The sequence below is a fragment of the Geodermatophilus sp. SYSU D01186 genome (assembly GCF_054050215.1).
The window spans coordinates 13,647-25,670 of the sequence record NZ_JBJGYW010000017.1 but is presented as its reverse complement, the minus strand read 5'-3'; the positions used below and the strand labels follow the sequence as shown (position 1 = coordinate 25,670).

Sequence of the window (12,024 nt, the reverse complement as noted above, 5' to 3'; positions counted from 1 at the left end):
CCCCGCACCACCTGGAGGAGAACCGCATGAGCGACGTCGTGAGCGTCGACCCCCGCACCGGCGAGACCGTGGAGGTCGTCGCGCCGGAGACCACTCCCGCGGAGGTCGACCGCCTCTGCACCGCGGCGCTGGCCGCGGCGCCCGCGCTGGAGGAGCTGGGCCGGGCCGGCCGCGCGGCGCTGCTGCGCGCCCTGGCCGACGCCCTGGAGAGCCGGCGGGACGACGTCGTCACCGTCGCCGACCGCGAGAGCGCCCTGGGCCCGGGCCGGCTGAACGGCGAGCTGACCCGCACCTGCTACCAGCTGCGGATCTTCGCCGAGGTGCTGGACGAGGGCAGCTACCTCGAGGCCGCCATCGACCCGGCCGGTGACACCCCGATGGGCCCGCGGCCGGACCTGCGCCGGATGCTGGTGCCGATCGGCCCGGTCGCGGTGTTCGGCGCGAGCAACTTCCCGCTGGCGTTCTCCGTGCCCGGCGGCGACACCGCCTCCGCGCTGGCCGCCGGCTGCCCGGTCGTGGTCAAGGCGCACAGCTCGCACCCGGCGACCTCGCGGCTGGTGTTCGACGTCCTGACCGAGGCCGCCGCCAAGGCCGGCGCCCCCGACGGCACGCTGGGCATCGTCTACGGCCAGCAGGCCGGCGCGGACCTGGTGGCGCACCCGGCCATCCGCGCCGTCGGCTTCACCGGCTCGCTCGGTGGCGGTCAGGCGCTGCAGCGGATCATCGACGCCCGACCCGACCCGATCCCGTTCTACGGCGAGCTGTCCAGCCTCAACCCCGTCGTGGTCACCCCGGCGGCGGCCGCCGAGCGCGGCGGTGCGATCGGCGGTGAGCTGGTCGGCTCGTTCACCCTGGGCGGCGGCCAGTTCTGCACCAAGCCGGGGCTGGCGTTCGTGCCGGCCGGCCCGGACGGCGACGCGCTGGTCGACGCGATGGCGCAGGCGGTCCGGGCAGCCGCCGCCCCGGTGCTGCTCAACGAGGGCATCGCCGCCTCCTACGGGCGGATCTCCGACGGCCTGGCCGGCGCGCCCGGCGTGGCGGAGGTCGCCCGCGGCGAGGAGCCGGCGGGTCCCGGCTTCACCGCCGTGCCCCGGCTGCTGGGCACCACGGCGGCCGACCTGCCGCACCAGGTGACCGAGGAGTGCTTCGGGCCGGTGGCGGTGGTGGCCCGCTACGACGGCGAGGCCGAGCTGTTCGGCGCGCTGGAGGCCATGCCCTCCTCGCTCACCGCCACCGTGCTGCGCGGCGAGGGTGAGACCGACCTGCCGCTGGCGGTCTCCCAGCAGCTGCGCACCCGCGCCGGCCGGCTGGTCTACGACGCCTACCCGACCGGGGTCGCGGTGTCCTGGGCCCAGCACCACGGCGGCCCGTGGCCCTCGACCAACTCCCAGCACACCTCGGTGGGCACCACCGCCATCCGCCGGTTCTTGCGCCCGGTCACCTGGCAGGGCGCCCCCCAGGAGCTGCTGCCCGAGGAGCTCACCGACGGCTACCGCGGCATCCCGCGGCGGGTCGACGGCGTCCTGGAGCTGCCCCGGTGAGGCACCCGCGGGTCGCGCTGGTCAGCTCCGAGCGCGGCCTGCGGGTCGACCCCGACCTGCCGATCGCGACCCCGGCCCTGCGGGCGGCCGGGGTCGCCGTCGACCTGGTGCGGTGGGACGACCCGGCGGTCGACTGGTCCTCCGTCGACCTGGCCGTCGTCCGCTCCTGCTGGGACTACGCCTGGCGGCGGGAGGAGTTCCTGGCCTGGGCGTCGTCGGTGCCCCGGCTGCGCAACGACCCCGCGGTGCTGCGGTGGAACACCGACAAGACGCACCTGCGCGACCTCGTCGCCGCGGGTCTGCCCGTCGTGCCGACCGTGTGGGACCCGGCCGGGGCCGCCGACCTGCCCGACGCCGCGGAGTGGGTGGTGAAGCCGTCGATCTCCGCCGGCTCGCGGGACACCGCCCGCTGGGCCGATCCGGACGCCGCCCTCGCGCACGCCGCCGCGCTCCGCACGGCCGGGCGGACGGCGATGCTGCAGCCCTACCTGCCCAGCGTCGACCAGGCGGGAGAGACCGCGATGCTGTTCCTGGGCGGCCGGTTCTCCCACGCCGTCCGCAAGGGCGCGCTGCTGGCGCCCGGCGAGGGGGTCCGCCAGGACCGGGACAGCCGCGGGGACCTGCGACCGGTGGAGCCGACCGCGGCCCAGCGGGAGGTGGCCCAGGCGGTGTTCGACGCCGTCCCCGCGCTGGTGCCCGGAGCGGCCGGGCCGCTGTACGCGCGGATCGACCTCGTGACCGACGCCGCCGGCCGGCCGGTGGTGCTCGAGCTGGAGCTGACCGAGCCGAGCCTCTTCCTGCCGCAGGCGCCCGCTGCCGCGGTCGAGCAGTTCGTCCGGGCGGTGCGGGCCGCGCTGCCGTGAGCCGGTGAACGCCGTCCTCGGCGGCTTCGCCGCACTGGCCGCCGTCATCGCCGTCGGGTGGCTGGTCGGCCGGGCCGGCACCCTCGGCGCCGGCGCCTCGGAGGTGCTGTCCCGCCTGGCGTTCTACGTCGCGACGCCTGCGCTGCTGTTCCTGACCCTGGCCGAGGCCGACCCCTCCGTCCTGGTGTCCGCACACCTGGTCGCCACGGCCGGCAGCGCGGTCGGCTGCGCCCTCCTGTTCGTCGTCCTCGCGCGGTGGCGGCGGCGCGTGTCGGCGGCGGACCTCACGACGGGCGCGCTGGCCTCCTCCTACGTCAACGCGGGCAACCTCGGCGTCCCCGTCGCGGTGTACGTCCTCGGCGACGCCTCCTACGTCGCCCCGGTGCTGCTGTTCCAGGTGCTCGTCATGGCGCCGGTCGGCCTCGCCGTCCTCGCCGGCCGGCACCCGGCCGGCACCTCGCGCCGGCGGGTGCTGACCGCGCCGGTCCGGACGCCGGTGGTGGTCGGCTGCGCCCTCGGTCTCCTCGTCGCCGCCACCGGGCTGGACCTGCCTGCGGTGGTGCTGCGCCCGGTGGAGCTCACCGCCGCCGTCGCCGTGCCGGCCGCACTGCTGGCGTACGGGATGAGCCTGCACGGGGCGCCGCGTCCGGGATCGGGCGGCGAGGCGGGCCGGGTGTGGCTCGCGGTGGCGCTCAAGACGCTGGGGCAGCCGCTGCTGGCCTACGCGCTGGGCCGGTGGGTCGCCGGGCTCGACGGGGGCGAGTTGCTCGCCGTCACGGTCACCTCGGCGCTGCCGACGGCGCAGAACGTCTTCGTCTACGCGGCGGCCTCCGGCCGGTCCACCGTCGTCGCCCGCGACGTCATCCTGCTGACCACCGTGCTGTCGGTGCCGGTCCTCGTGGGGGTCGCGCTGCTGCTGGGGTGAGCCCGGCCCGGACGACGAGGAGCCGGCCCCCGAGGGGAGCCGGCTCCTCGTGCGCCGTGTCCTACGCGGTGCGGGCCTCGACCGGCTCCCGGTCGTCGGCCGGCACCTGCTCGGTCTCCGCCGCGGCGCGGCGGCCGCGGAAGGTGGCGAGCACCGTGACGGCGGCCAGCAGCGAGGCGGCGGCGAGGGCGTAGAGGCCCAGGGTCACCTCGCCGGTGGCCTCCTCGACGAGGCCGAAGCCGAACGGGGCGACGAAGCCGCCGAGGTTGCCCAGGGAGTTGACCAGCGCCACGGCGGGGGCGAGGACCACCGGGTTGAGCGAGCCCTGCGGGAACGACCAGAACAGCGGGCTGGCGCTCTTGAACCCCATGGCGGCGATGCACAGGAAGAGCAGGGCCAGCACCGGGGTGACGACGGCGGCCAGATAGGTGCCGACCGCCGCGGTGAGCAGCGCCCCGACCAGGAGCGGCTTGCGGTTGCCGCTGCGGTCGCCGGCCCGGCCGGTCACGTACATGGCGACCACCGCGCAGATCCAGGGCAGCGAGGACAGCAGGCCGACGGTGACGTCGTCCGTGCCGTCGATGCGCCGGACGATCGACGGCAGCCAGAAGGTGTTGGCGTAGATCGACAGCTGGATGGCGAAGTACACCCAGCAGAACAGGAGGACCTTGCGGTCGACCAGCATCCGCCAGCGGGAGCGGCCGTTGGTGCGGTGACCGGCGGCCTTCTCGGCGTCCTCGGCCTCGATGCGCCCGGCGAGGGCGCCCTTCTCCGCGGGGGTGAGCCAGCGGGCGTCGGCGATGCGCGAGTCGAGCATGGCGAACGCGACCAGGCCGACCACCACGGAGAGGAGGCCCTCCAGGAGGAACAGCCACTGCCACCCGTGGTGGCCCAGCAGGCCGTCGAGCGACAGCAGCGGTCCGGACAGCGGCCCGGACACCGCCGCGGCGATCGAGGAGCCGGCGATGAACAGGGCGGTCGCGCGGCCGCGGTGGCTGTCGGGCAGCCAGCGGGTCAGGTAGAAGATGACCGCCGGGAAGAAGCCGGCCTCGGCGGCGCCGAGCAGGAAGCGCAGGACGTAGAACATCGTGGGGCCGTTGACGAAGGCCATCGCCGCGGAGACCAGGCCCCAGGTGACCATGATGCGGGTCAGCCAGACGCGGGCGCCGTACCGCTCCATGAGCACGTTGCTGGGCAGCTCGAAGATCGCGTACGCGATGAAGAAGACCCCGGCGCCGAACCCGTACGCCGCGGCGCCGATGCCGACGTCGGCCTCCAGGTGCACCTCGGCGTACCCGATGTTGGACCGGTTGAGCTGGTTGCAGACCAGCATCACGATGAACAGGGGGACGACGCGGCGGAAGAACTTGCCGATCGCGCTGCTGAGCGCGACGTCGCGCTCGGGGCTGGAGACCGTCACCGGCACCTCGACTTCCAGGGCTCGTCGTGGCGGGGGCCACATCACCGACGCGCCGACGCTAGGCAGCCCCGCTGATGCACGTCCAAGCCCCTTTCTGCATCGGCTCATGCACCGCCGGCATCGCGGGAGGTGGTGCCGGGTCGCGGCCCGGATGACGTGTCGCCGGCGCCGTCCCCTCCTCGCGGAGGTGTGACCTGCGCCCACCGACTAGGTTCGGTGCCCGACGGTGCCGTCGGTGCAGGGGAGTGACGCAGTGGGCAGATCGGTGCTCGTGACCGGTGGGAACCGGGGGATCGGGCTGGCCATCGCCCGTTCCTTCGCCGAGCAGGGCGACTCGGTGGCGGTCACCCACCGCGGCAGCGGCGTCCCCGACGGGCTGTTCGGCGTGCGGTGCGACGTCACCAGCACCGAGGACGTCGACCGCGCGTTCACCGAGGTCGAGGAGCACCAGGGGCCGGTGGAGGTGCTGGTCAGCAACGCCGGCATCACCCGCGACGGGCTGCTCATGCGGATGAAGGAGGCGGACTTCACCGACGTCCTCGACGCCAACCTCACCGCCGCCTACCGGGTGTCCAAGCGGGCCGCGGCCAAGATGGTCCGGGCACGCGCGGGGCGGATGGTCTTCATCTCCTCGGTCGTGGGCCTGCTCGGCTCGGCCGGGCAGACCAACTACGCGGCGAGCAAGGCCGGCCTGGTCGGGCTGGCCCGCTCGATCGCCCGGGAGCTGGGCAGCCGCGGCATCACCGCCAACGTGGTGGCGCCGGGCTTCGTCGAGACCGACATGACCGCGCAGCTGCCCGAGAAGCGCCAGCAGGAGATCCTGGGGCAGGTGCCGCTGGGCCGGTACGCCTCGGCGGAGGAGATCGCCGGCGTCGTGCGCTTCCTGGCCGGCGACGCGGGTGGCTACATCACCGGGGCGGTCGTCCCGGTCGACGGCGGACTGGGAATGGGGCACTGATGGGCATCCTCGAGGGCAAGAAGATCCTGGTCACCGGGGTCCTCACCGAGGCGTCGATCGCCTTCGCGACGGCCCGCCTGGCGCAGGAGCAGGGCGCCACCGTCGTCCTGTCCAACTTCGGCCGCGCCCTGTCGCTGTGCCAGCGGATCGCCAAGCGGCTGCCGCAGGAGGCGCCGGTCGTCGAGCTCGACGTCACGAACACCGAGCACCTCGACAGCCTCGCCGGCCGGCTGCGCGAGCACGTGGGGGACAGCCTCGACGGCGTCGTCCACTCGATCGGCTTCGCCCCGCAGGAGGCGATGGGCGAGGGCTTCCCCGAGGTCGCGTGGGAGCACGCGGCGACGGCGTTCCAGGTGTCGACCTGGTCGATGGCCTCCCTCACCCAGGCCTGCCGCCCGCTGTTCGCGGAGCGGGCCTCCGTCGTGGGGCTCACCTTCGACGCCACCGTCGCCTGGCCGGTCTACGGCTGGATGGGCGCGGCCAAGGCGGCGCTGGAGTCCACGTCCCGGTACCTGGCCCGCGAGCTGGGCCCGGAGGGGGTCCGGGTCAACCTGGTCGCGGCCGGCCCGCTGCGCAGCATGGCCATGAAGTCGATCCCCGGCAGCGCCCAGTTCGAGGAGGCCTGGGAGGCGCGCGCGCCGCTGGGCTGGTCGGTCACCGACACCGAGCCCGCCGGCAAGGCCGTCGTCGCCCTGCTGTCGGACTGGTTCCCCGCCACCACCGGCGAGATCGTGCACGTGGACGGGGGCTTCCACGCCGTCGGCGTGTGAGCCGCACCCGATCCGCGCCCGAGACAGGAAGATCCCCGTGCCCCGCGCCGACGTCGACATCCACCCCGGCCAGCGCCCCGACGAGGACCCCTCGCTCGCCGTCCGCAACAACGGCGGTGCCGCCCCGTCGGACCGTCCGGCCCCGGCGGGACGGCGGGAGGCGCTGCTGGTGCTCTCCTTCGGCGGCCCCGAGGGGCCCGCGGACGTGATGCCGTTCCTCGAGAACGTCACCCGCGGCCGCGGCATCCCGCGCGAGCGGCTCGAGGCGGTCGCCGAGCACTACCACCACTTCGGCGGCGTCAGCCCCATCAACGACCAGAACAAGGCGCTGATCGCCGCCGTCGAGGCCGAGCTGGCCGCCGCCGGGGCCGACCTGCCGGTCTACTGGGGCAACCGGAACTGGGCGCCCTACGTCGAGGACACCTGGCGGCAGATGGCCGAGGACGGCGTCGAGCACGTCTACGTCTTCGCCACGTCCGCCTACGCCTCGGCGTCGGGGTGCCGGCAGTACCACGAGGACGTCGCCCGGGCCCGCGCGGCGTTCGGCCCCGGGGCGCCGACGGCGGAGAAGCTGCCGCACTACTTCGACGCGCCCGGCTTCGTGCGGGCCAACGCCGACGCCCTGGCCGCCGCGCTGGCGTCGTTGCCCGAGGACGTCCAGGACGGCGCCCGGCTGGTGGCGACCGCGCACAGCATCCCGGACGCGATGGCCGCCGTCGCCGGGCCCGACGGCCACGCCTACGAGGCCGAGCTCACGGCCGCCGCCCGGCAGGTGGTGGACGCCGTCGCGCCGGGCCGGTCGTTCGACCTGGTGTGGCAGAGCCGCAGTGGCCCGCCGTCGGTGCCGTGGCTGGAGCCCGACGTCAACGACCACCTCCGCGCGCTGGCCGAGGCAGGGGAGACCGCGGTCGTGCTCTTCCCGGTCGGCTTCGTCAGCGACCACCTCGAGGTCGTCTGGGACCTCGACAACGAGGCGCGGGAGACCGCCGCGGAGCTGGGGCTGGCCTTCGCCCGCGCGGGCACGGCCGGCACGCACCCGGCGTTCGTCGCCACGGTGCGCGAGCTGGTGGAGGAGCGCCGCGCCGGCGGCCCGCCGCGCCTGGGCACCGACTGCCCGGCGCGCTGTTGCCATGTCCAACGTCGGCCTACCGGCCTCCACCGCGGCCAGGAGCCGTCCCCCGCGTGAGCTGAGCTCCACCCGTGTCCCGGTCGGGGAGCCTCCGGCCCCCGCGACCGGTCCACCGCCAAGCGGCTCACGACGGCGGTGTGCTCGCCCTACCGGGGAATGGCGTTGAAGGCAGCGGTGACCGCCTCGCGGACGGCGTCGGCGAGCGGGCGCAGGGCGTCGTCCCGCGCGGCGGCCTGGGTGTGGGTGACCGCCCCGCCGGGGGCGTCGGTGAGCGCCAGGTCGAGCACCCGGGACAGCCGCTGCGCGCGGGCCAGCACCGACAGGGCCACGGGGTCGGTGCCCGGCGGCATCCCCGGCACGTGGGCCGGCCGGGCCAGGCCGGCCAGCAGCGCCGGCACCTCCGGGTGCCAGCGGGCGAGGTCGAGGTCGACCAGGGTGCGGGCCGCGTCGCCCACCGCGAGGTCCAGCGCACCGGACACCGCGCGCAGCGACCCCTCCACCGGCGGCGGCACCGGCGGGACGCCGTCGAGCCCGAACGCCGTCCACTGGACCACCTCGTCCCCGAGGGCCTCGGGGACCAGCGCGACGCGCTCCCCGACGGCGGCCTGGCCCGCCTCCAGCGCCAGCTCGGACAGGCCCGGGGCGCGCGGGAGCCCGCGGACGTCGCCGGGCACGGGGAGGACCAGCCGCAGCCGGCGCTCGCCGAGGCCGCGCAGCGCGGTCAGCGCCCAGCCGAGGGGGACCGCCTCCTCGGTGCCGGGCATCCCGGTCACCCGGTGCGCGGTCTCGCCGAGGAGCGCGTCCAGCGCCTCGTCGTAGGAGGAACGGCCGGTGAGCCAGGCGGTCGCCCAGACCGCGAACCGGCCGGCGGGGAAGTCGTGCACCCAGCGAGGTTATGTCGAGGGCCCGGGAAGGTGACGATGGTGTTGAGATCGATCACTCTCCGGTTCCGGTCTGCCAGAGTGACGGTGTGGACGCCTGGCTGTTGTGGCTCATCGCATCGGGCCTGTTCGCCGCGGGTGAGATGGCCAGTCTCGACCTGGTCCTGCTCATGTTCGCCGGGGGTGCGCTGGGCGGCATGACCGTCGCGCTGCTCGGCGGGCCGGTCGCGCTGCAACTGGTCGGGTTCATCGTCGTCTCGGCGCTGCTGCTGGTCCTCGTGCGCCCGCTCGCGAAGCGGCACCTGGTCGACCGCACGCCCGAGCAGCTCGACGGCGTCGCCACCCTCATCGGCCGGACGGCGAAGGTCACCGAGGCCGTCGACGGGCACGGCGGGCGCATCCGCCTGGGCGCCGACGAGTGGACCGCGCGCAGCCAGTTCGGCGGCGAGCGCTACGCCGTCGGCACCACGGTCCGGATCCTGCAGGTGGACGGGGCCACCGCCGTCGTGGGGGACGCCCTCGAACTGGAGTGACCCGCATCCCTCAGACCTGTCCCACCCCTGACGAAGGGAGCTCCCCGTGACGCCCGCCCTCATCGCCGTCCTGGTCATCGCGCTGCTGGTCATCGTCGTCATCGCCAAGAGCGTGACGATCGTGCCGCAGGCGCAGGCCAAGGTCGTCGAGCGGCTCGGCCGCTACAGCCGCACGCTGTCGCCGGGCCTGTCGATCCTCGTGCCGTTCATCGACCGCGTCCGCGCCACCATCGACCTCCGCGAGCAGGTCGTCTCGTTCCCGCCGCAGCCGGTGATCACCGCCGACAACCTGCAGGTGGGCATCGACACCGTCGTCTACTTCCAGGTGACCGACCCGCGGCTGGCCGTGTACGGCATCGCGAACTACATCACCGGCATGGAGCAGCTGACCACCACGACGCTGCGCAACGTCGTCGGCGGGCTCAACCTCGAGGGCGCGCTCACCGGCCGCGACGGCATCAACAGCCAGCTGCGCTCGGTGCTCGACGGCACCACCGGGCCGTGGGGGCTGCGCGTGGCCCGCGTGGAGATCAAGGCGATCGACCCGCCGCCCTCCATCCAGGACTCGATGGAGAAGCAGATGCGCGCCGACCGCGACAAGCGGGCCATCATCCTGCAGGCCGAGGGCGCCCGGCAGTCGGCGATCACCACGGCCGAGGGCCAGAAGGCCGCCGCCATCCTCTCGGCGGAGGGCAAGAAGCAGGCGGCGATCCTCGAGGCGGAGGCCGAGCGGCAGAGCCGGATCCTGCGCGCCGAGGGTGAACGGGCCGCGCTGTTCCTTCAGGCCCAGGGCCAGGCGAAGTCCATCGAGACGGTCTTCCAGGCCATCCACGACGGCAAGCCCGACCAGGGGCTGCTGGCCTACCAGTACCTGCAGACGCTGCCGCAGATCGCGCAGGGCGACGCCAACAAGATGTGGATCGTCCCCAGCGAGTTCAGCAAGGCGCTGGAGGGGCTGGCCAACCTGGGCGGCGCCCAGGGCGGGTCGTCGTGGATGGACGTCGGCGCGTCGGCCAACGGCGCCGGGTCCGGACCACGGGACGGCGGGCTGGACACCAGCAGCTGGTTCGAGTCGCAGCTCCCGCCGGCGGCCGACCAGCCCGAGGCCAGGATCGAGCTGTCGAGCATCACCGACACCGAACCGGCGGTGCCGACCCCGCCGCCGCTGTCCCAGGTGACCGAGGACGTGCGTGACAGCGGCCCGGCTGCGGACCCCACGGTGCGCGCGCAGTTCGAGCACCCCGAGGCCGGCGAGCCCCGGGCCTGATGGCGCTGCGGCACGGGCACCGCGTGCCCGTGCCGCAGCCCGCGGCCCTGCAGGGCCCGCTGCGAGCTCGCGAGCGGTGCCGACCGGTAGGTCGACAGTGACTCAGTCCTTGAGCAGGCCCTCGCGGAGCTTGGCCAGGGTCTGGCTGAGCAGCCGCGAGACGTGCATCTGCGAGATGCCGATGTCCGCGGCGATCTGGGACTGGGTCATGTTGCCGAAGAACCGCAGGATCAGGATGCGGCGCTCGCGGGCCGGGATCGTGGCCAGCAGTGGCTGCAGCGACTCGCGGTACTCCACGCCCTCGAGGGCGGCGTCCTCCTCGCCGAGGGTGGCCGCCAGGGTGGGGGAGTCGTCCTCGCCGGAGAGCCGCTCGTCCAGGGAGCTGCTGCGGTAGGCGTTGGCGACGGCGAGCCCCTCCAGGACCTCCGCGCGCGGGATGCCCAGGTGCTCGGCCAGCTCCGACGGGGTCGGGGCGCGGCCGTTCTTCTGGGCCAGCTCACCGACCGCCGCGTTGAGCGACAGGTGCAGCTCCTGCAGCCGGCGCGGCACCCGCACCGACCAGCCCTGGTCGCGGAAGTGGCGCTTGATCTCCCCGGTGATCGTCGGCACCGCGAAGGAGAGGAACTCCACGCCGCGGGTCGGGTCGAACCGGTCGATCGCCGCGATGAGGCCGAGCGTGCCGACCTGCAGCAGGTCGTCGAACGGCTCCCCGCGGTTGCTGAACCGGCGGGCGAAGTGCCGGACGAGCGGCAGGTGCTCCTCGACGAGGATCTCCCGCAGCCGCTCCCGCCGGGGGTCGCCCTTCTCCAGCGTCGCCAGCTCCGCGAACAGGGGGGCGGTGCGCTCGGCGCGGCGGCGGTTGTCCGACACCGGGGCGGCGTCGGGCTCGGCCGCGGCCTCCGGCGCGGCGTCTGCCTCCGGCTCGGCGTCCGCCTCCGGGTCCGTCACGCTGTCTGCCGGCACCGTCTCGGTGCGGGGGTCGGGCACCACGACCGGCTGCTCCGCGGACGCGGCCTCTCCCTCGCCGGGTGCGGTCGGGCGGTCGTCGTCGCGCAGGGTGTCCTCCTCGACCGGCTGGGACCTCGCGGTTGCCCCCCGGCTCACCGGGAGACCGAGACGTTCTGGCCCGCGCCACCGAGCTTCTGGTCCGGGCGCTGGCCCGGCAGGAACTTGTCCATCGAGATGACCGCGACCGCCGCGCCGGAGCCGTCTCCGGCCGGCACGGTCGCCTGCGTGGCCGGCCCGGCCTCCACGTTGTCGACCAGGGTGTGCAGCACCGCCCAGCCGAAGCCGTCGCGGGGGACGTCGGTGCCCTCGGTCGTGGGCACCCAGGCGTCGATGTGCAGGCCGGCCCGCGTCGTCTCGAACACGACGGTCAGGCGCCGGTCTCCCGACACCACCGAGGCCAGCGTCGCGCACGCCTCGTCCACCGCCAGGCGGAGGTCCTCGACCGCGTCGAGGTCGTAGTCCATCCGCATCGCCAGGTCACCGGCCATCGCCCGAACCGCGGGCAGCTGGGTCGGGGTGGTGGGCACCCGCAGTTCCAGTCGCTCGGCGCGCCGCCCGTCGTGCGCGAGGGCACCCCTCGAGTCCACCATCCGTCGTCCGCTCCTCATCCTCTGCGTTCCGCACTCGCCGCCGGGAGACCCCGCGCGTGCGGCTCTGCACCCATCCTGCCTGACCGGCCGCCGACACCGGCGCGTCGCGGAGGGCCACGGCGCCCGAAGGAGGGCCATA

General features: G+C 74.9%; 12 protein-coding genes. 8 read left to right on the top strand and 4 right to left on the bottom strand.

All coding sequences use genetic code 11. The annotated features are described in order from the left end of the window. Positions 1-26 precede the first annotated feature (26 nt). From ACI784_RS13935 to ACI784_RS13925, 3 genes are read left to right on the top strand one after another with little or no spacing between them, the layout of a single operon-like run. On the top strand, positions 27-1,541 hold the full coding sequence (locus tag ACI784_RS13935; protein ID WP_457013863.1) for an aldehyde dehydrogenase (NADP(+)): 1,515 nt from the start codon (positions 27-29) through the stop codon (positions 1,539-1,541). Further along, entirely contained in the window at positions 1,538-2,404 is an 867-nt protein-coding gene (locus tag ACI784_RS13930; RefSeq protein ID WP_456923692.1) for an ATP-grasp domain-containing protein, read from the top strand. The genes ACI784_RS13935 and ACI784_RS13930 overlap by 4 nt, the downstream gene beginning before the upstream one ends. A 4-nt stretch (positions 2,405-2,408) precedes the next feature. Further along, positions 2,409-3,329 carry an AEC family transporter gene (locus tag ACI784_RS13925; protein WP_456923691.1) on the top strand — a complete coding sequence of 307 codons (921 nt, stop codon included), beginning with the start codon at positions 2,409-2,411 and terminating at the stop codon, positions 3,327-3,329. 61 nt (positions 3,330-3,390) lie between these two features. Here ACI784_RS13925 and ACI784_RS13920 read toward each other — a convergent pair whose 3' ends face one another. Beyond that, positions 3,391-4,749 (bottom strand): MFS transporter, encoded by a 1,359-nt coding sequence (locus ACI784_RS13920; protein WP_456923690.1) that lies wholly within the window; start codon positions 4,747-4,749, stop codon positions 3,391-3,393. A gap of 253 nt (positions 4,750-5,002) precedes the next feature. On the opposite strand from ACI784_RS13920, the gene fabG reads away from it, so the two are divergent. Genes fabG through ACI784_RS13905 form a run of 3 tightly spaced genes read left to right on the top strand, consistent with a single transcriptional unit; the run spans position 5,003 to position 7,663 of the window. Then, the gene (fabG, locus tag ACI784_RS13915) at positions 5,003-5,707 is read left to right on the top strand and encodes a 3-oxoacyl-ACP reductase FabG (RefSeq protein ID WP_457013862.1); all 705 of its coding nucleotides are present in this window, start codon (positions 5,003-5,005) and stop codon (positions 5,705-5,707) included. Continuing rightward, positions 5,707-6,477: an enoyl-ACP reductase FabI gene (gene fabI / locus ACI784_RS13910; RefSeq protein WP_456923688.1), complete on the top strand. Its 771-nt coding sequence runs from the start codon at positions 5,707-5,709 to the stop codon at positions 6,475-6,477. The genes fabG and fabI overlap by 1 nt, the downstream gene beginning before the upstream one ends. Before the next feature lie 37 nt (positions 6,478-6,514). Further along, positions 6,515-7,663 (top strand): ferrochelatase, encoded by a 1,149-nt coding sequence (locus ACI784_RS13905; RefSeq protein WP_457013861.1) that lies wholly within the window; start codon positions 6,515-6,517, stop codon positions 7,661-7,663. 89 nt (positions 7,664-7,752) lie between these two features. Here the strand turns inward: ACI784_RS13905 and ACI784_RS13900 are convergent, their stop codons facing one another. After that, positions 7,753-8,490 (bottom strand): hypothetical protein, encoded by a 738-nt coding sequence (locus ACI784_RS13900; protein ID WP_457013860.1) that lies wholly within the window; start codon positions 8,488-8,490, stop codon positions 7,753-7,755. A gap of 86 nt (positions 8,491-8,576) precedes the next feature. Between ACI784_RS13900 and ACI784_RS13895 the strand changes: the two genes are divergently transcribed. Together ACI784_RS13895 and ACI784_RS13890 are read left to right on the top strand one after the other, a co-directional pair. Further along, on the top strand, positions 8,577-9,020 hold the full coding sequence (locus ACI784_RS13895; protein ID WP_457013859.1) for an NfeD family protein: 444 nt from the start codon (positions 8,577-8,579) through the stop codon (positions 9,018-9,020). A 46-nt stretch (positions 9,021-9,066) separates the two neighbouring features. Beyond that, positions 9,067-10,287, top strand: coding sequence for an SPFH domain-containing protein (locus ACI784_RS13890; protein WP_456923684.1), 1,221 nt, complete (start codon positions 9,067-9,069; stop codon positions 10,285-10,287). A gap of 102 nt (positions 10,288-10,389) precedes the next feature. Here ACI784_RS13890 and ACI784_RS13885 read toward each other — a convergent pair whose 3' ends face one another. Next, positions 10,390-11,391 carry an RNA polymerase sigma factor SigF gene (locus tag ACI784_RS13885; protein ID WP_456923683.1) on the bottom strand — a complete coding sequence of 334 codons (1,002 nt, stop codon included), beginning with the start codon at positions 11,389-11,391 and terminating at the stop codon, positions 10,390-10,392. Then, a complete protein-coding gene (locus ACI784_RS13880) occupies positions 11,388-11,885 on the bottom strand; it encodes an ATP-binding protein (RefSeq protein WP_456923682.1) in 498 nt (165 codons plus the stop codon). Before ACI784_RS13880 ends, ACI784_RS13885 begins: the two co-directional genes overlap by 4 nt. Positions 11,886-12,024: the final 139 nt, after the last annotated feature.

Bases quoted from the DNA above. Each gene is read 5' to 3' on its own strand.
- ACI784_RS13935 (WP_457013863.1), top strand. From the start codon at position 27: ATGAGCGACGTCGTGAGCGTCGACCCCCGCACCGGCGAGACCGTGGAG.
- fabI (WP_456923688.1), top strand. From the start codon at position 5,707: ATGGGCATCCTCGAGGGCAAGAAGATCCTGGTCACCGGGGTCCTCACC.
- ACI784_RS13880 (WP_456923682.1), bottom strand. From the start codon at position 11,885: ATGGTGGACTCGAGGGGTGCCCTCGCGCACGACGGGCGGCGCGCCGAG.